The sequence below is a fragment of the Enterococcus sp. AZ188 genome, from assembly GCF_050544075.1.
Lineage (GTDB): Bacteria > Bacillota > Bacilli > Lactobacillales > Enterococcaceae > Enterococcus_D > Enterococcus_D entomosocium.
The window spans coordinates 1,075,001-1,093,815 of record NZ_CP172943.1 but is presented as its reverse complement, the minus strand read 5'-3'; the positions used below and the strand labels follow the sequence as shown (position 1 = coordinate 1,093,815).

At 42.9% G+C, this 18,815-nt stretch carries 16 protein-coding genes and 10 tRNA genes (1 of these 26 cut by a window edge); 5 read left to right on the top strand and 21 right to left on the bottom strand.

Translation table 11 applies throughout. The annotated features are described in order from the left end of the window. The first annotated feature begins 172 nt into the window (after nt 1-172). From IGI86_RS05090 to IGI86_RS05075, 4 genes are all read left to right on the top strand, one after another. Nucleotides 173-1,333 carry a hydroxymethylglutaryl-CoA synthase gene (locus tag IGI86_RS05090; RefSeq protein ID WP_016613067.1) on the top strand — a complete coding sequence of 387 codons (1,161 nt, stop codon included), beginning with the start codon at nt 173-175 and terminating at the stop codon, nt 1,331-1,333. Between the two features lie 500 nt (nt 1,334-1,833). Continuing rightward, nucleotides 1,834-2,811 (top strand): ABC transporter substrate-binding protein, encoded by a 978-nt coding sequence (locus tag IGI86_RS05085; RefSeq protein ID WP_005237146.1) that lies wholly within the window; start codon nt 1,834-1,836, stop codon nt 2,809-2,811. 29 nt (nt 2,812-2,840) lie between these two features. After that, nucleotides 2,841-3,761: an ABC transporter permease gene (locus IGI86_RS05080; RefSeq protein WP_005237148.1), complete on the top strand. Its 921-nt coding sequence runs from the start codon at nt 2,841-2,843 to the stop codon at nt 3,759-3,761. Continuing rightward, a complete protein-coding gene (locus tag IGI86_RS05075; protein ID WP_005237149.1) occupies nt 3,761-4,567 on the top strand; it encodes an ABC transporter ATP-binding protein in 807 nt (268 codons plus the stop codon). The genes IGI86_RS05080 and IGI86_RS05075 overlap by 1 nt, the downstream gene beginning before the upstream one ends. 75 nt (nt 4,568-4,642) lie before the next feature. Here the strand turns inward: IGI86_RS05075 and IGI86_RS05070 are convergent, their stop codons facing one another. The 10 genes from IGI86_RS05070 to arcA all read right to left on the bottom strand — a co-directional run bounded on the left by IGI86_RS05070 (nt 4,643) and on the right by arcA (nt 14,774). Beyond that, complete coding sequence (locus IGI86_RS05070) at nt 4,643-5,287, bottom strand: V-type ATP synthase subunit D (protein ID WP_005229243.1); 645 nt, start codon at nt 5,285-5,287, stop codon at nt 4,643-4,645. Next, complete coding sequence (locus tag IGI86_RS05065) at nt 5,287-6,675, bottom strand: V-type ATP synthase subunit B (protein WP_005237151.1); 1,389 nt, start codon at nt 6,673-6,675, stop codon at nt 5,287-5,289. The genes IGI86_RS05070 and IGI86_RS05065 overlap by 1 nt, the downstream gene beginning before the upstream one ends. Continuing rightward, nucleotides 6,675-8,450 (bottom strand): V-type ATP synthase subunit A, encoded by a 1,776-nt coding sequence (locus tag IGI86_RS05060; protein ID WP_008380990.1) that lies wholly within the window; start codon nt 8,448-8,450, stop codon nt 6,675-6,677. The genes IGI86_RS05065 and IGI86_RS05060 overlap by 1 nt, the downstream gene beginning before the upstream one ends. 31 nt (nt 8,451-8,481) lie before the next feature. Then, on the bottom strand, nt 8,482-8,796 hold the full coding sequence (locus IGI86_RS05055; protein WP_005229240.1) for a V-type ATP synthase subunit F: 315 nt from the start codon (nt 8,794-8,796) through the stop codon (nt 8,482-8,484). Continuing rightward, a complete protein-coding gene (locus IGI86_RS05050; protein WP_140965387.1) occupies nt 8,789-9,790 on the bottom strand; it encodes a V-type ATP synthase subunit C in 1,002 nt (333 codons plus the stop codon). Before IGI86_RS05050 ends, IGI86_RS05055 begins: the two co-directional genes overlap by 8 nt. Nucleotides 9,791-9,804: 14 nt before the next feature. Beyond that, nucleotides 9,805-10,395 (bottom strand): V-type ATP synthase subunit E, encoded by a 591-nt coding sequence (locus tag IGI86_RS05045; protein WP_016613061.1) that lies wholly within the window; start codon nt 10,393-10,395, stop codon nt 9,805-9,807. A 16-nt stretch (nt 10,396-10,411) separates the two neighbouring features. Beyond that, nucleotides 10,412-10,885 (bottom strand): V-type ATP synthase subunit K, encoded by a 474-nt coding sequence (locus IGI86_RS05040; RefSeq protein ID WP_005237160.1) that lies wholly within the window; start codon nt 10,883-10,885, stop codon nt 10,412-10,414. Beyond that, complete coding sequence (locus IGI86_RS05035) at nt 10,869-12,860, bottom strand: V-type ATP synthase subunit I (RefSeq protein WP_430617778.1); 1,992 nt, start codon at nt 12,858-12,860, stop codon at nt 10,869-10,871. The genes IGI86_RS05040 and IGI86_RS05035 overlap by 17 nt, the downstream gene beginning before the upstream one ends. Next, the gene (locus IGI86_RS05030) at nt 12,861-13,172 is read right to left on the bottom strand and encodes a hypothetical protein (RefSeq protein ID WP_008380980.1); all 312 of its coding nucleotides are present in this window, start codon (nt 13,170-13,172) and stop codon (nt 12,861-12,863) included. It abuts the gene before it with no gap. Between the two features lie 384 nt (nt 13,173-13,556). Further along, complete coding sequence (gene arcA / locus IGI86_RS05025; RefSeq protein ID WP_008380978.1) at nt 13,557-14,774, bottom strand: arginine deiminase; 1,218 nt, start codon at nt 14,772-14,774, stop codon at nt 13,557-13,559. A gap of 432 nt (nt 14,775-15,206) precedes the next feature. Between arcA and IGI86_RS05020 the strand changes: the two genes are divergently transcribed. Next, complete coding sequence (locus IGI86_RS05020) at nt 15,207-17,204, top strand: beta-galactosidase (protein ID WP_429967086.1); 1,998 nt, start codon at nt 15,207-15,209, stop codon at nt 17,202-17,204. An 81-nt stretch (nt 17,205-17,285) separates the two neighbouring features. Here IGI86_RS05020 and IGI86_RS05015 read toward each other — a convergent pair whose 3' ends face one another. The 11 genes from IGI86_RS05015 to IGI86_RS04965 all read right to left on the bottom strand — a co-directional run. Then, nucleotides 17,286-17,738 carry an HIT family protein gene (locus tag IGI86_RS05015; protein ID WP_086316980.1) on the bottom strand — a complete coding sequence of 151 codons (453 nt, stop codon included), beginning with the start codon at nt 17,736-17,738 and terminating at the stop codon, nt 17,286-17,288. A 187-nt stretch (nt 17,739-17,925) separates the two neighbouring features. After that, nucleotides 17,926-18,010, bottom strand: a tRNA-Leu gene (locus IGI86_RS05010). Nucleotides 18,011-18,037: 27 nt separating this feature from the next. Then, nucleotides 18,038-18,108: transfer RNA gene (locus IGI86_RS05005), tRNA-Cys, on the bottom strand. 41 nt (nt 18,109-18,149) lie between these two features. Then, a tRNA-Gln gene (locus IGI86_RS05000) sits at nt 18,150-18,221 on the bottom strand. Nucleotides 18,222-18,231: 10 nt separating this feature from the next. Continuing rightward, nucleotides 18,232-18,304: transfer RNA gene (locus IGI86_RS04995), tRNA-His, on the bottom strand. Nucleotides 18,305-18,332: 28 nt separating this feature from the next. Further along, nucleotides 18,333-18,406: transfer RNA gene (locus IGI86_RS04990), tRNA-Trp, on the bottom strand. Between the two features lie 5 nt (nt 18,407-18,411). After that, nucleotides 18,412-18,492, bottom strand: a tRNA-Tyr gene (locus IGI86_RS04985). 1 nt (nt 18,493) lies between these two features. Then, nucleotides 18,494-18,569: transfer RNA gene (locus IGI86_RS04980), tRNA-Phe, on the bottom strand. 36 nt (nt 18,570-18,605) lie between these two features. Beyond that, nucleotides 18,606-18,679: transfer RNA gene (locus IGI86_RS04975), tRNA-Asp, on the bottom strand. Nucleotides 18,680-18,683: 4 nt separating this feature from the next. Next, nucleotides 18,684-18,756: transfer RNA gene (locus tag IGI86_RS04970), tRNA-Val, on the bottom strand. A gap of 23 nt (nt 18,757-18,779) precedes the next feature. Continuing rightward, a tRNA-Glu gene (locus IGI86_RS04965) sits at nt 18,780-18,815 on the bottom strand; it runs 36 nt beyond the window's last position.

The following is an 18,815-nucleotide window of genomic DNA, read 5'->3' as shown; positions in this document are numbered from 1 at the left end:
ATATATCATTAAATCCTCCAAAAAAGAATACCCCACATCAGCTTGCTGTGCCCTTTTCTACTTTCTTTAATAAAGTTTAAATTCTAATCAATTCTTTTTCATTTTTTTCAAAAAATATGATACCTTAGAACGTGTAGCCTACTAAGTACGTAGAACATAAAGGAGCGACGGAATGAACGTTGGTATTGATAAAATAAATTTTTATGTCCCCCCCTATTTTATAGATATGGTTGATCTAGCTCACGCCCGAGAGGTCGACCCAAATAAATTTACGATCGGGATCGGTCAAGATCAAATGGCGGTCAATAAAAAAACGCAAGATATCGTCACCTTTGCCATGCATGCGGCAAAAGATATCCTCACAAAAGAAGATTTACAAGCAATTGATATGGTGATCGTCGGCACAGAATCCGGCATCGATGAATCAAAGGCTTCGGCAGTGGTTTTGCATCGCCTATTGGGTATTCAACCATTTGCCCGCTCCTTTGAAATCAAAGAAGCGTGTTATGGCGCAACAGCAGGCTTACAGTTTGCTAAAGCCCACGTACAAGCCAATCCAAAAAGCAAAGTTTTGGTGGTGGCTTCAGACATCGCCCGGTATGGCTTAGCTTCCGGTGGAGAGCCCACTCAAGGCGTAGGTGCAGTTGCTATGCTGATCTCTGCAGATCCAGCGATTTTGCAGTTGGATAACGATAATTTGATGTTGACGCAAGACATTTATGATTTTTGGCGTCCCGTTGGTCATCAATATCCAATGGTAGATGGCCACTTGTCAAATGCCGTCTATATCGATTCCTTTAAACAAGTTTGGCAAGCCCATTGCGAAAAAACGCAACGCACAGCAAAAGATTACGCTGCATTGAGTTTCCATATTCCTTATACAAAAATGGGAAAAAAAGCCTTATTGGCTGTTTTTGCCGAAGAAGAAGAAACGCAACAAGAACGCCTGATGGCTCGCTATGAAGAATCGATCGTTTACAGTCGTCGTACCGGCAACTTGTATACGGGTTCATTGTACCTAGGCTTGATCTCTTTATTGGAAAATTCCTCCAGCTTACAAGCCAATGATCGGATAGGACTGTTTAGTTACGGCTCAGGAGCGGTTGCTGAATTTTTCAGCGGCGTATTGGTACCCGGTTATGAAAAACAGTTAGCACAAGCTGCTCACCAAACGTTACTTGATGCCCGTCAAAAACTAACGATCGCTGAATACGAAGCAATGTTCAATGAGACCATCGATATTGATCAAGATCAATCCTTTGAGGATGATCTGCTTTACAGTATTCGTGAAATCAAAAATACCATTCGTTATTATAAAGAAGAAAACGAGTGATGTTAAGAAAAACTTTGTTTATTTTCAAGCAAGAAAGCTTGATGAAACAAAGTTTTTTTCTTTCTTTTTAATTTGTTGAAACAAAGCATCTTTTTCAGACTTTTTCTGATTGTTATTCAAAAATTTTCAGATAATTCAGGAAAAACATTTGACAGTCCGCTTTTTTTTGTCTATACTAAAAACAATTCAAGTATGGAGGAACTTTTTTATGTTAAAAACGACCGTGTCCCCACAACTGAATATCTTTTACTTTAGCTACTTTAGATAGTTTGTATTCATAACACATTATGGATGCAAACCGCAAAACGAGTTTTGTTTGTATCTATGATGGCTAAAGCATTTTAACTTGAACTTGCAGCCATGTAGAAAATCTTCTAAATGGTTGCCAATATACGTTTACGCTTGGTATAGGATCGAATCCATTTAGACGATTGTCTGAATGGATTTTTTTGTTCAGGTAAACCCCAATTAAAAAAGAAACGTTTATAGGAGGAGTTACAATGAAAATGAAAAAATGGATCACAACTGGATTATTAACGGCTTCACTACTGGCACTGGCAGCTTGTGGGGAATCAAACAATGCTTCTGAGGGAAACGACGGATCAAAAACAGTCGGTGTCTTGCAACTCGTGGAACATGGCTCCTTGAATGCCGCCTACGAAGGATTTAAAGAAGGCTTAGCAGAAGCGGGCTACACAGAAGGTGAAAACCTGACGATCGAATACCAAAATGCGCAAAACAGTCAAGACAACTTAAAAAGTATGAGCGAACGCCTAGTGAATGCCAACCCTGATCTTTTATTGGGCATCGCTACCCCTGCTGCTGTTTCGTTAGCAAATGAAACCACTGATACCCCAATCGTGGTTACCGCAGTTACTGACTTAGTTGGGGCAAAATTAGCCGACTCAAATGAAGAACCCGGTCGCAACATCACCGGTACGTCAGACATGGTACCCATTGAGCAGCAGATCAATTTGCTGTTAAGCATCGTCCCTGACGCCAAGACGATCGGCATTATGTATAATGCAGGTGAAGCTAACTCGAAAATTCAAGCAGACTTGGCAGAAGAAGCCTTAAAAGCTGCTGGAGTCGACGTTAAAGTATTGACCGCCAATACCACCAATGATGTGCAGCAAGTGACCACTAGCCTGGCAAAAGATGTCGATGGCATTTATATTCCAACAGATAATACCTTTGCCTCTGCTGCTGCAATCGTCGGTGAAGTGGCGAAAGAAACCAAAACACCGATCGTCGCAGGTTCCGTGGAACAAGTCGATGATGGAGCTCTAGCAACTTATGGTATTGACTATAAATCACTAGGCATTCAAACAGGAAAACTAGCAGCAAAAATTTTGGATGGCGATGCAGAACCAGCTACCACACCCGTTGAAACAGCGGAGAATTTAGAGTTAGTCGTCAATGAAGAAATGGCTGCAGCTTTAGGGATTGATCCTGCCAGCATCACTGCCCCAGAATAACCATACTATTTTAGATTTGAGGAAATCATATGAATTTAGTCGACACGTTCTTACTATTACTACAATCTGCCACCTCTCAAGGGATCCTTTGGGCATTGCTGGCAATCGGGGTATTTTTGACCTTCCGTATTCTGGATATCGCTGATTTAACTGCAGAAGGAAGTTTTCCATTAGGTGCAGGGATCGCTGCAATCAGTATTACGAATGGCGTTTCCCCCATACTAGCCAGTTTGATGGGCTTTGGCGGTGGCATGTTAGCCGGCTTGGTATCCGGACTACTGCATACAAAACTAAAGATCCCAGCCTTGTTGGCCGGGATCATCACGATGACTGGGCTTTATTCCATCACAAATCGTGTGATGGGTGCTCCCAACATTGCCTTGTTAGGACAAGACACGGTCTTCACCCAATTTCAAGCAATGGGTCTGACCAAAAACAATGCCGTGATTCTTGCGGGCTTTCTCTTCGCAGCTATCGTCATTTTGTGCTTGTTCCTCTTTTTCCGTACAGAGATCGGCTTAGCATTGCGCGCAACAGGTGATAATTTAGCTATGAGTGAAGCCAACGGCATCAACACCGATAATATGAAGATCATCGGTTACATGATCTCTAATGGCTGTATCGCCCTTTCAGGTGCTCTTTTAGCCCAAAACAACGGTTTTGCTGACCTAAACTCCGGAATCGGTACGATCGTGATTGGCTTAGCATCGATCATTATTGCAGAAGTTTTATTTGCCAATAAATCTTTGCTTTTGCGGTTGATCACCATCGTGATTGGAGCGATCGTTTATCGCTTTATCCTGGCCGTCGTTTTCGAGTTCAATGTCGAAGCCAATGATATCAAACTGGCATCCGCAATCGTCTTAGTCATCTGCCTCTCGTTACCGCAGCTTCGTTCAAAACTAGGACTTAAAAAGATGCTGCCAAAAACCAAAGGAGGCCAATCCTAATGACTTCAGTCTTAACAATCGAAAATCTACACCAAACCTTTGAAAAAGGGACGATCAATGAGAACCATGTCTTGCGAGGCATTGACCTGACGATGAATGCCGGAGATTTTATCACGATCATCGGTGGCAATGGTGCCGGAAAATCGACCCTTTTAAACAGTATTGCAGGAACGATCCCAACAGAACAAGGAAAAATCACCTTAGATGGGAAAGACATCACCCGTTTATCCGTTACGAAACGCTCAAAGGATATTAGCCGAGTCTTTCAAGATCCACGTATGGGGACAGCGGTTCGTTTGACTGTTGAAGAAAACTTAGCACTTGCTTACAAACGGGGCCAAGTCCGAGGGTTTGCGACAGGCGTCAAAGCAAAAAATCGCGCGTTTTTCCAAGAAAAATTAGCCAGTCTAAACTTAGGCTTAGAAAATCGTCTTTCTGCCGAGATCGGTTTGTTATCAGGCGGACAGCGTCAAGCGATTACCCTCTTGATGGCAACATTGCAACAACCTAAATTGATTTTATTAGATGAACATACCGCTGCCCTAGATCCAAAAACCTCGTTGACTGTCATGGCATTGACCGATCAATTGATTCGTTCACAGCAGTTGACGGCCTTCATGGTTACTCATGATATGGAAGATGCCATTCGCTATGGCAATCGCCTGATCATGCTTCATCAAGGCAAGATCGTCGTGGATATTGCCGGTGAGCAAAAGCAACATTTAACAGTCCCTGAATTGATGGAAATGTTCCATCAAAATAGTGGTGCTGAATTAAAAGATGACCAACTGCTCTTACGCTCTTAACAAGCAAAAAGACACGTAGAAAGGAACCCCCTTCTACGTGCCTTTTTTGATTCTTCCAAATGATTGGCAAAATCCTTACTTTGCTTCATTTTCCGCAATGATATCTGTGACCTTCATCAAGCGGGTCAATGTTGCTCGTTCGTCTTCTGCCAGATTGCTTTCGATGTATTGAATGGTTTCCGTCAGCTTGGGAATCGTCATATACTCTAACGCATTGACTCTTCGCCTCGTCCGCTCGATCTCATTGGCCATCAGTTGACAGGTTTTCTCGATTTCGGCCAACTGAAGCATCACTGGCAGCATCTGATCAAGATGAGACAACGAGAGATCCAGCTCACTGGTGGTACTTACAAAACCGTAGGAAAAGTCATCATCGGAGCTCTCTTCTTCGTAAACAGGATTTAACACTGGCACATCCATATTCATGATGGTCCGACTTTGTACATCTAGGGTCACTTTATTTAAAGGGATCATAAATGCTTCTTGCAAAACGACATCGGGAATACTACTAGAAGCCAGCACATACTCTTCCATCCCTGCTTGCAGCGCAGTTTCCATTTTTTTACGAAGCTCCTGGTTTTTCTTTACTAGCTGAATGAATTGGCGCACCAGCTCATCTTGCTTGTCTTTCAATAATTTGTGACCACGGGTTGCCGTCGTCAGCCGTTTTTTCAAACGACTTAGTTCCATCCGAGTTGGATTGACATTTAAGATCGCCATTAAGAACTCACATCCTCGTCCGTTGGGTAATAGGCGTCGATAAATTCTTCTTTGATACGGCTCAACTCTTGTTTTGGCAAGGTAGCTAATAGCTTCCAGCCTAAATCTAACGTTTCTTCAATCGTCCGGTTGGTTTCAAATCCCTGGTTGACATACTCTTTTTCGAAAAGATCTGCAAAACGCGCGTACTTTTTATCAAGATCAGACAAGGCAGACTCTCCTAAAACGATCGATAACTCTTTGGCAGCTTTCCCATCGGAATAGGCGGCATAAATTTGATTCATCGTTGCCGCATGATCTGCACGGGTCTTACCTTCTCCCGTTCCTTTGTCCTTCAACCGAGAAAGACTTGGCAAAATATCCACTGGCGGATTGATATTGCGTTTGTAAAGGTCCCGCGACAAAATGATTTGTCCTTCTGTGATATAGCCAGTCAAATCAGGAATCGGGTGGGTTTTATCGCCATCTGGCATCGTTAAGATCGGAATCTGTGTGACCGATCCTTCTTTGCCCATCAAACGTCCTGCCCGTTCATACAGTGTAGCTAAGTTGGTGTATAGATACCCTGGGTAGCCGCGACGTCCCGGAACTTCTCGGCGGGCAGCGGAGATTTCTCGCAATGCTTCGCAGTAGTTCGTCATATCGGTCATGATCACTAAGACGTGCATGCCTTTTTCAAAAGCCAAATACTCTGCTGCAGTCAATGCCATCTTAGGAGTAGCGATCCGTTCGATTGCTGGATCGTTGGCAAGGTTCATAAACAAAACAGATCGATCTAATGCACCGGTTTTGCGGAATTCATCCACGAAAAATTCAGCTTCTTCAAACGGAATCCCAATTGCTGCGAAGACGATCGCAAAATTGCCTTCTTGGCTGGGTACTGTTGCTTGTCGTGCGATTTGAGCAGCGATCTCTTTATGAGGCAAACCAGAAGCAGAAAAGATTGGTAATTTTTGTCCACGAACTAATGTATTTAAATGATCGATCGTTGAAATCCCAGTTTGGATAAATTCATCCGGGAAGTCCCGTGCCATCGGATTGATGGCTTCACCATTTACATCGATGCGTTTTTCGGGCAAGATTCTCGGGCCATTATCTTTTGGTTTTCCTAAACCGTCAAAAACCCGACCCATCATATCTAGAGAAACCCCTAAAGTTAAACCAGTTCCTAGAAACCTTGCTTTGCTTTCTTCAGCACTCAAATTACTGGTACCTTCAAATACTTGGACAACAGCATTGTCATCACTGACTTCCAGTACTTGTCCTTGACGGATCTCGCCTGTGTCCATGCGGACCTCAACGAGTTCGTCGAATTTAACGCCTCGAACATTTTCGACCACCATTAAAGGGCCGGCAATTTCGGAAACTGTACGATATTCTTTTAACATCAATGAACACCTCCAGTTTCAATGATTCGTTGTAACTTTTCTTTGATGTCATGCTTGATCGTATCCAAGCGGGTCAATTCTTCTTCAGGAATGTATTTGCTGCGGGCGATGCGCTCACGCAGATCAACCGTTCCTTTTGTGATCTCATCTAAGTAAGCACCTAGCTGCAGTGCACGTTGGGCTTGTTCATTAAAGTAAAGAATATTCTCCAACATTTTGAACTGCTTATTGCGAGATGTATACGTGTCAACGTCATCAAAGGCGTTTTGCTGCAAGTAATCTTGTCTCAAAGAACGGGCTGTCATCATTGTCAAACGGTCTCTTTGAGAAAGAGAATCCATCCCTACCAATTGAACGATTTCTTCTAAACGGCTTTCTTCTTGGAGAATCGCCATTGATTCATTGACTAGCTCCGACCAGCGATCGCCTAATAATTGATCTAAATAAGAATTGATTTGATCTTCATAAAGGGAATAGGAATTCATCCAGTTGATGGAAGGAAAATGCCGTTTTTGCGCCAGCATACTATCCAATGCCCAGAAGACTTTCACGATTCGTAAGGTATTTTGGGTGACCGGTTCTGAGATGTCTCCACCAGCAGGTGAAACCGCACCAATTGCGGTAATGCTTCCTTCCCGAGGCTGTGTGCCTAATGAATGGAAACGCCCCGCTCGCTCATAGTATTCCGCAATTCGACTTCCAAGGTACGCCGGATAGCCTTCATCTCCTGGGATCTCTTGCAATCGTCCACTCATTTCCCGCAGCGCTTCTGCCCAACGTGATGTTGAGTCTGCCATGATAGCAACACTATAGCCCATGTCACGGTAATATTCTGCAATCGTGATTCCTGTATAGATTGAGGCTTCCCGAGCAGCAACTGGCATATTCGACGTATTGGCGATCAAGACCGTTCGTTCCATGATTGACTTGCCGGTATTTGGATCGATCAGTTCAGGAAATTCATTCATAACATCCCGCATTTCATTGCCTCGCTCGCCACAGCCGACATAGACCACGATATCCACATCCGACCATTTAGCAATTTGGTGCTGAACAACCGTTTTTCCGGCACCAAATGGTCCGGGAACGGCAGCTGAGCCGCCTTTTGCCACTGGAAAATAGGTGTCGATGACTCGCTGTCCAGTGACCAGTGGTTCGCCTGGATTTAATTTAGCAGTAACGGGACGTGGTTGACGAACCGGCCATTTCTGAACCATCGTCAAGTTTTTTTCACCCTCAATGGTTTCTAAGACACAGATCACTTCAGTAATAGCAAAATTCCCTACCATGATTTCTTTGACGGTTCCTTCATAGTTTGGTGGCACCATGATCTTATGCTCGATCACCGATGTTTCTTGTACTGAACCTAAAATGTCGCCACCTTGTACGGTATCACCGACTTGTACTTGAGGGACAAAGGTCCATTTCTTTTGGCGATTCAGTGGATCGATGGTAACCCCTCGTTCCAAAAAATCACTTTCTGTTTGCGACATAAACGTATCTAATGGTCGTTGGATCCCATCAAACATCTGAGTCAACAAACCTGGTGCTAGTTCGACAGACAATGGTGCGCCTGTCGTTTCCACGGGCTCGCCTGGTCCGATTCCCGCTGTTTCTTCGTATACTTGGATCGAAACCAGCCCTTTTTTGATCTCAATGATCTCACCGATAAGGCCCTTGTCACTGACTTTGCAGATTTCGTGGATTTTTGCGCCACTTAATCCTGAGGCGGTGACCAGTGGTCCCGATACTTTTTCAATTGTGCCAAATGCCACATTTATTCCTCCTAGCTGGCTGACTTGTCTGTTATGAATCTAATATATTCATTCCTACCGCTTTTTCCACATTTTGCTGAATTCGTGCCATGCCGATCCCTAAACTACCCGTACTACTTGGAATCGGAATGATCGCTGGTGTCGGTACTTCTTCATAGCGGCGAACGATCGGTTCTAATTGTTCGATCAGTCGCTCAGTCAAAAAGATTACCCCATAGGCTTCAGCCATTTCTTCTAGTTGTTGGGCGGCTTCATCCAAATCGCTGACTGGAAAGATGTCGATCCCTAGCCCTTTGAAAGGCAAGATCGAGTTCTTACCACCCATCATTGCTATTTTTTTATGCATAACTATCACGCACCCGACTTCTTAAAATCTCTTCCGGCACCTTATTGATTTTCCCAATCAGGAGAATACGCAAGTTCTTGCTTTCAATTTCCTTGGCGTACAAGTACCCTGCCAATGCTGAAGGGCCAAAAGGAACAATTTTATGTTCTTTGAGCTTCGCCATTAGAAAATTGTCTTTGCGTATATCAAAGGTATTCAAGGTCTTCTTCTCTACCAACTCTTCATAGCTGTGATTGATCAGTTCTTTATAAGGAGTCCCTTGCAAATATGCCACAAATGCCTCAAGGGAAGTCGTGATCTCAGCTAACAATTCTTTTGCAGGTAGGTTTCCATGATCGGCTAAAACTGCGCTGATAAAGCCGCGCTTGCGTTTCATCGCGTAACTGCGCAACGTTGTTGAAATGTTGAAAATATCGATTTGTCGACGAATCAAGCTTTGCAGCAGATCGTCGTCGTATTCTTTGCCAATCGTCCACAATTGTTCCCAATAGTGGTTATCAAAGATGATGTCGATCGATTGGACCTCATGGTAGTTCTCAATATAAGAGAAGACTTCTTCCACACAATCAACCATCTCTTTGGCAACAAGATTGCTTTTTCTGGTCTTGACCAGATCCTTAAGGACGGAAAGCGGCTGGGTACCAATTGGGACAAGATATTCAGAAAAATCTTCTTGCATGTACGCCGCTTTTACCAAGACTTTCAGATTTTGATAGTCATATTTCAAAGCAAAGAAATCAACGATCGCTTTTTCCGGTGTCAGCTGATACATCGTGTCGTATACCCGTTTCAACTCCGCCATCAACACATGTTCAAAGTCGTGTACACGATCATCCTCGTTGATGAAGTCACCATAAACCGTTTCTTGCAACATACTGTAGATTTCTTCTGCGCTAGCAGCCGAGAGCATCCGCTCATAGCGGCTGCGATCGAATAATTGCGATTCATACGTCCGAATTCTCGTATTTAAGGTATTGTACTTGATGTCATTCATCTGTTTGCACCTGCTTACTGTTCAAAAATCAATTGCAGTAACGTATTACTTAACTCTTCTTTGTTGGCTTCTAGTAGCGCATCAAAAGTAAAATTCAACTCGATCGCTTCTTGTCGCAACAAAAAGCCACCCTTACGAGGGATCGTTTTATTTACCAGTTCCAGCTGAACATCTGGGGCAGATGCCTGCAATTTAGCGAGGAGCTCCTCATCCACTAAATGGCGGGTCTTCTCACCTAAAAGCAACTCAACCTCACCAGTTAACCTTGCATTCGCCAAGCCATTAGCGATAAACGCATAAAATGCTGCTTGATCCATCGTATTTAAACGGGTCAAAGCCTCAGTAAACAGCTCATCTAAGACCGACTGCTTTGCTGCCAAGACCTTGTTTCTTGATTGAATATGCACATCTGAGATTTCCAAATACATCGCCGCACGTTTTTCTTTTTCATAAAAAGCTAACCGCTCACTAAGCTCTTTTTCTAATTGCGTTCGCTTCAAGTTTTCTTGATTTTCACTTTCTTTTTTCGCTTCTTTGATTTGCAGCTGGTATTTCTTTTCCGCATCAGCGGTTATTTTGTCAGTTAAACGTGTAATATCAGACATTCACTTTTCCCTCCTCTTAATTCAAGACAAGCAAGAAGGAAATAACGAACCCTAAAATACAATACGTTTCCATCATCGCTACCAAGATAATTCCTTTGGTCACATGTTCTGGTTTTTTGGCTAAAATCTGCATCGCAGCACTTGCGGCACGTCCTTGCCATTTTCCGGCTACGATCGCTGTTAATGCGATTGGCAACGAAGCAATAAACAAGTACAATCCGCGATCGAATGAGAGCGAACCGCTGATCTGACCAAAGATCATAAAGGAAATTACGAATCCGTATAACCCCTGAGTACTAGATAGCAACTCTAAGATCAACGCTTGTCCGAATTTCTCTGGCTGCTCTGAGATCAAGCCTGACGCTGCTTCACTGGTCATCCCAACACCAATCGTTGATCCGATACCGCCGCAAATCGTTGCGGTCGCTACACCTAAAGCTGCAAAAACAATTCCACCATTTTCGTAAAAGAAACTAATCCAATTTTCCATTATTGTCCTCCTGTAACTTCTCTTCTGAGATGATCTCTACATAGTTTTCATTTGATTTGAAGGGGTCAAAGGCACGTCCGCCCCCCGTAAAGAATTTTCCAAAATACTCTAAATACTGCAAACGGATACCATGAACATACGCACTAAGGTAACTTAAGAAAATATTTAGGCCATGCAATGCCACAAATAATAAGATACCAACCGTAAACCGGGCTGCTGGCGGCAGGTAGCTGATGATCAAGTTGAAGGCTGAGGCGATACTTCCGCCGGCAACCCCTAACGCCATCAGACGGGTGTAACTGATCAAGTCACCAACATAATTGGTCACATCCATCAATCCGTACAATCCAGAACCGATTTTTCCGGCTAAGGTTTTACCTTCTAAACTGCCTCCGATGGCCACTGCTAATAGACTGGCAGCGATCATTACGATCCCAATCGTTTGTAACGGTGTGTCAGGGAAAAGCAGCATTCCTGCGGCAACAAAAGCCACACTGATCAAAAAGACGATCCATGAACCGGCTTGGAACATCGCGGCCAGTTTCTGGTCTTTTTTCTTCCATAGAATATAGAATTTCAGCGCCAAACCAAACATGATCTGGATGTACCCAAAAATCACGGATAAGACTAAGATCTGGTTGACATCATCCTGGGCAGACAACAGTTGGAATGAGAATTCAAATCCGAAGAAGTTGCCATAGATCAAGCCCCAAATAATCGTAGGGATCGAGCATAACTGAAAGAGGGTCAAGTTTTGTTCCAGCCCTTTGCTGAGGTGGAACAGCTTTTTCCCAAGAAACGTCGCCAGAAACAAAAGCAAACCATAGCCAAAATCGGCAACCATCATCCCGAATGCCACCATATAAAAAGGCGCCATAAATGGTGTCGGATCTAACTCGTCATATTGCGGCAAGCTGTACATCCGAACAAGTCCTTCAAAAGGCTTGATCCAACGTGCGTTTTCTAATAAAATCGGCACATTACTAATCTCTTTTTCCGTCACTTCTTGGTATTCGAGGTAATAGTTATCCGTGGTTCCTTTTTTGATGCGTTTTTCTAATTCGGCCGTCCCATCAACAGGAACCCAGCCAGAAATCGAGACCGCATGAGTAGAACGTAAAAGCATCTTATTGCTTTTTAAGCGGGTGATTGCTCCATCTAAATACTCGGCAACGATCCGCAAAGTTTCTTGCTCGTTTGTCATTGCACGAAGAGAGGCTTTGATCTCTTTTTCTTCATCAATTAAACGTTGGGATTTTTCTTTCATCGTTTGCAGATCTTCTTCTGGGATGCCCTCATAAGGGTAGATGTATTGCTCAAAGGCTACTTTTTTAAGAAGTGAAGTTACTTTTTCTTTTACATCTTTGTGGAAAAGGACCAGTAAATAAGTGGTTGTTTGTGATTGATAAACAGTTTCCACATAGACGAGCGGCAGCTTCTCACTGTTCGTCGTAAAGTCAGCCATTTCAGAAGTGGGAATCGAACCTAGCAAGCCACCTGATTTTTTTAATTCCTTTAAAACCGCTGGACGCTCTTTAAAATACTTCCAAATCGACAGCTCTGCTTCTTGTGCTAATACATCGCGTTTTTCTTGATCGATCAAGCGAAGACGTTTGTCTTGTTTACGAAGGGTCTGGCATAATTCTTGCCAGGGATAGGTGTGGGCTGTTTCAGCCAATTCTTGAAGGGTATATTTTTTGATTGGTTGCCGCAGTTGTGCCAGCATTCCTTTTTTGGGTACATATTCTTCTAAAAAATTTAAGCTCCAGTTGACTTGACCAAACTGGTTCTCCATTTCTTCTTCAGACTGTTCCTCGCGAACCGGTGTCAAAACACCCGTCGTTTCTTCAGAATCGTAGTATTTCTCCGAAGAAAGCAGTTCTACGCCCTGAAAGTCTTGCAGCTGCTCTAAAACAGCTTCTTTCTGATCGTAAAAGGTCAACAGACTGAACTTTTGCATTTTTGCAATTGCCATTTATGTCACAACCTTATTTATTATTATTGCCAATGCTTCTTCCTTTAACTCATTAGGGATCGTTCGTAGTGTTTCCACTTCTGCTTTCGTTTTAGCCATGAGCGGTTCTTTTGACTGTGTTAACTCAGCTGCGATTTTTTGATTGATTGCTTCTTTTTGTTGGGCTTCTTTTTCTGCCAACTCTTTTTTAAACGCCTTCAACCGTTCTTCGCGTTCTTGTGCCAATTGTTTTTTTTCTGCTTCCGCTTCTTGGTTTTTATTTTCAGCAAATTGCTCTGCTTCTTGTAATAATCGAATTGCATCTACTGCCATTTTCTCACCTGCTTTCCCTTTTTTTCCGCAAAAAAAACCACTACAAATCAAGCATATGGCATTCGCTGATCGTAGGGTGTCAAAAATCAATAAGTGGCAAATACCTTCACCTATTTCCGTTTTCTAATATAACCGTACCATAAATTTAGCGATAGAACAAGGTTCCTAGCGTTTTTTTATAGTCTTTACATATAAAAGTCACAAAAATTACACATTTTCACAAAAAGAAATCCTTTTCAATTTATAGGGGGTTAAATGATGACAAAAAAGAAAGATTAGAAACAGAATGCCGTTTCAAATCTTTCTTTTATTTTTCTCTCTTCTATTTCTTAACTTTCATAATTTCAAAGCAAAAATCCGTAATTAAAATAACAAAGATTCGTCCTACTCACGAATAAATGGCATACTCATACAGCGTGGACCTCCACGTCCGCGAACCAATTCACTTCCTGAGATCTCATTCAACTTGACGCCTGCCTCTTTTAACAACCCGTTGGTGATGGTATTGCGGTCATAGACCACGACTTCCCCTGGGGCGATCGCCAATGTATTGGAACCATCATTCCATTGTTCTCTGGCTGCTGCCGCTAAGTCGTCACCACCACAGCGAATCAAGTGTACTTCAGGCAAATCTAAATAACGGCAAAGAATGTTTTCCAACGTATCTTTTTCCTCATATACTCGCACACCGTCCTTGTGTTTAGTGATTGAATACAGCGAAAGTTCTCCCTCGATTTCTGGATGGATCGTGAACTTATCATGATCCACCATCGTAAAGACCGTATCTAAGTGCATAAATTTTCGTTCTTCACCAATATTAAATGCCAAGATATGTTCAAAACTCGGTTCTGTAGCAAAAATCGTTTCGGCAATTTTTTCGATAGAAGCAACCTCGGTTCGTTGAGAGATACCGATCGCCACGATTTTATCAGATAAAATCAGCTGATCGCCGCCTTCCATCCGCGTCGTTTCGTCCCGATGATACAAAAAGTTCGTCTCATTGCGGGAAAACATCGGGTGGTGCGTAAAAATTTGTTTTCCGTAGAGGGTTTCTCGTCTTCTCGTTGCAGAATACATTCGATTCAAGGAAACGCTATGACCAATCGTAGCAAACGGATCTCTCGTGAAATACAAGTTTGGCATGGGATCGATCAAAAAAGGATATTCCGTTTCAACGATCGCCGTTAACTTGCTAGCTCTTGGAATTTCTACCTCACTTTTTTTCAAGCCCGCCATCGTATGATCGATAAAGGAGCGATTATCTTTGATCGACAGGAAAAAATTGCGCACTTCGTTGCGAATCTCTTCATCAAGGATCGTTGTCTCATTTAAATAATCTTCTAAAAAAGCTTCTTTGGCACCGGTCGTCGACAATGTCTCTGCAGCAAGATCTTCCAAATAAAGGACTTCCACCCCTCTGTTTCTTAACGTCTCGGCAAAAAAATCATGCTCTTTTTGTGCTTGGTCTAGAAAAGGAATATCATCGAACAACAAGCGATCAAGATAATCCGGCATCAAGTTTTCCAATTCTGCTCCTGGACGATGCAACAGCACCCGCTTTAAGGGCGCAATCTCAGAAAAGATCTGTATTGGCTGGTTCATGGACGTGTCTCTCCTTTTTCGCATTTTTTGTGGAATAACTTATGTCATTCCTCGTTTATGACTCCTCGACACATAATTATTCATTTCTTTGACTCATAGTAATCTTCTGCTAATGTTTAATAGTTTTTTTGATCTGTTGGTTATAAACATGCATTTTTTTATAAAGAAACTATTAATAAAAAAACAACTACTTAGAGAGATAAATTTTAGATGTTTTAATTTACCGCCTTTTTCAATTGTATATTTTTGTTAAAAAAACAGCAAGGCAAAAGAACTGGCGGACTATAGCCCTAGTTGCGAAACCAGATTGAACTATCTTTGTTTTTTTGGATCATTTCATGATTTTCAAATGATACCGCTATCAAACAGATGAATATTTGATATGATTCAAGTATCTTGATACTAAAGAAACGTCTATAAAGGAGCGATTTGATGAAAACGCAACGTCAGCTTTACTATGGTGCCGACTACAATCCTGAACAATGGTCTAAAGAAGTCATTCTTGAAGATATGCGCTTAATGAAAGAAGCAGGTGTGAACTATGTAAGTATCAATATTTTTGGCTGGGTCAATCTGCAGCCAGATGAATCCACCTATGATTTTGACTTTCTGGACTGGTTGATGGATCTTTTATATGAAAACAATATCATGATCGACCTAGCCAATGGAACAGCTTCTCCTCCCGCTTGGCTTGTTCAAAAACACCCTGAGATGCTGCCTGTGACCATTCATGGCAATCGACTGGTTCATGGTGCGCGCCAGCACTACTGTCCGACTTCCTCTATCTATCGTCAATATGCCGCCGATTTGTCTGAAGCAGTCGCAAACCGTTATGCTAATCATCCAGGGCTGGTCATGTGGCATATCAATAATGAATATACGTGTCACATCCACGAGTGTTATTGCGATCATTGTCGGAAAAGATTTCAGACATGGTTAGCAGAGAAATATCTGACCATCGCTGGATTGAATGATGCTTGGTCAACGAAGTTTTGGAGTCAATCCTATGGCAGCTGGGAGGAAATTTTCTTACCAGAGGCAATGCCAACCTTCAAAAATCCTGCACAGCAATTAGACTACCGTCGGTTTCTTTCCGACATGAATCTGGAACTTTATCAAATTGAAAAGGCGGCGATCGCAAAATATTCCCATGAAATTCCTTATATGACCAATCTTATGGGCTTACACAAATACGTAGATGGATTTAAATGGGCCCCTGAAATGGATGTGGTCAGTTGGAATTCGTATCCGAATCCCTTTGAAAAAATTCCTTACCCGCAATTTCTTGCTAACGATTTAACCCGCAGTTTGAAGAAAAAGCCATTCTTGATCATGGAGCAAGCCACAAGCGCTGTTAATTGGCGACAAATCAACGGGGCCAAGACACCCAACCAGTTGCGTCTTTGGAGTTATGAATCGCTAGCTCATGGTGCTGATGGTATCATGTTCTTCCAATGGCGACAGTCTCGTGGCGGTGCGGAAAAATTTCATAGTGCGATGGTGCCTCACGGAGATCCTCAGTCAAGCCGTATCTTTCGTGAATGTGCACAATTAGGCAACGAATTTTCGCAACTATCCGAAATCGTTGGGACGCGCTTCTTGGCTGATGTCGCGGTTGTCTTCGACTGGGAAAATTGGTGGGCGCTGGAATTGGATGCCAAACCAAGAACCTTAAAGTACATTCATCAGTTACGCAGCCTGTATGCCGCGCTAAGGGCGTTAAATTTGAGCGTAGACTTTGTCCATCCTTCCGAATCCCTAGATGGCTATCCTTTAGTGATCGCCCCAAATCTCTATTCAGCACCCGAAGCATTCGGTAAGAAGATCCATGATTACGTGCAACAAGGCGGTATCTTCTTGACCAATTTCTTTAGTGGGATCGTCAATGAAAATGACCAAGTCTATCTTGGGGGCTATCCAGGCTTGTTTAGAGACACATTAGGGATCATTGTAGAAGAGTTTTACCCAATGAAAGCAGCTACCCAGCATCAGATTGACTTTCAAGGTCATCGGAACGACAATTCTCTATGGGAGGAAGTCATTCATCTAAAAGGTGCGAAAGCTTTGGCAACCTTCCAATCCGGTTATTTGACCGATAAGCCCGCCATTACCATGAACCGGATCGACGATGGGTATGCGTATTACGTGGGAACAGAATTGTCTCTTGAAGGACTAACTACATTTTTAGCGACCATTCTGGAAAATCACAAATTAACGACTCATGCCCAGCACTTCTTGGCTGCTCCTACTGAAATCTCCGTTACCTGTCGCAAAGGTGCTGGCTATACACTCGTCTTTTTCTTAAACCATACCGAGCAGACAACAGAAGTGAAGCTGAAAGCCGCTGGAGTAGACCTTCTAACCAAAGAAACCAAACAGTTGGCAGTTCTGAAACCAAAAGAAGTCGCAATCCTTAAGTATATTGATTGATCTAAGGAAAGAACCTCCATGAAGCGATCGCTTCATGGAGGTTCTTTTATTGAGGTTACTAGATTAGAAAGGTTCATTAGACTAACGATAGGCGTTTTCTAAATAAGAGCTTATCTTTTGTCTTCGCTCTCCATCTCTTTTTTCTGAATAGTGATACTCTGGATTAGTCCAATGGGATTTGTCATACAACCAAACAGGCATTTTTTTCGCTTCGTCGGTTTCCCATTCATAACGAGGAAAAAGATGTGCATGAAGAAAGTTATCGGTATTTCCCAATAGTTCATAATTGATTCTCAATGGAGAACAAGCCTGTATTATAGCATCTCCTAAAAGAGTCATATCAGTTAAGAAAATCTGTCGCTCGCTTAAATCTAGATCATTTAAAGAAGCCACCTCTCTTTTAGGTAATAATACACAATATCCGGGAAGAAATTGGACATCGCCATAAACAGCAAAACTGCCAGGCAATTCTTTGATCACCATTGGATTTGTCCCATCTATCGCCGATTTGATTCTATTCTCATACCATTTCAATTTGATCCCCCCTCTTTCCTGTTCCTTGCAGCTATTCAAGTAAAAACTATACAAGATTAAGGAAAGGCTTTCAATAGTAACAAAACAAAAAAATCTTTGCTATATGAGTTGTCCTCCAAAATCGTATTTGTAGACTTTTATAAACAAAAAAATGTATCAATCTTATAAAAGACTGATACATCAATGATACCGGCGGCCGGGGTCGAACCGGCACGCCCTCAACGGGCACTGGATTTTGAGTCCAGCGCGTCTGCCAATTCCGCCACGCCGGCATGTTGAAAGGTTAGTATTTAGTACTAAGGCGGTAACCGGATTTGAACCGGTGATGAAGGTTTTGCAGACCTCTGCCTTACCACTTGGCTATACCGCCATTATACTATTGTTGCAATCTACAATCAAGTGAAGATTGTACTGGGGTAGCTGGATTCGAACCAACGCATGACGGAGTCAAAGTCCGTTGCCTTACCGCTTGGCTATACCCCAAAAATGAAAGGGCGAATGATGGGAATCGAACCCACGAATGCCGGAGCCACAATCCGGTGCGTTAACCACTTCGCCACACCCGCCGTAATAAGAAACTATTGAAATATATAATGGCAGGGGCAGCAGGAATTGAACCCACACTAACGGTTTTGGAGACCGCTGTTCTACCTTTAAACTATGCCCCTATAAATGGAGGAGAGTGGATTCGAACCACTGAACCCTAAGGAACGGATTTACAGTCCGTCGCGTTTAGCCACTTCGCTACTCCTCCATGGTGGCGCGGGACAGAATCGAACTGCCGACACATGGAGCTTCAATCCATTGCTCTACCAACTGAGCTACCGAGCCATATAAGAAAATATAAGTTTTACAAAAATAATGAAACGGTCTGGACGGGACTCGAACCCGCGACCTCCTGCGTGACAGGCAGGCATTCTAACCAACTGAACTACCAAACCGTAATGGGGGTTAACGGGATCGAACCGCTGACCCTCTGCTTGTAAGGCAGATGCTCTCCCAGCTGAGCTAAACCCCCGGAGGTTGTTCATTAAATTGTAATGATCCGTACGGGATTCGAACCCGTGTTACCGCCGT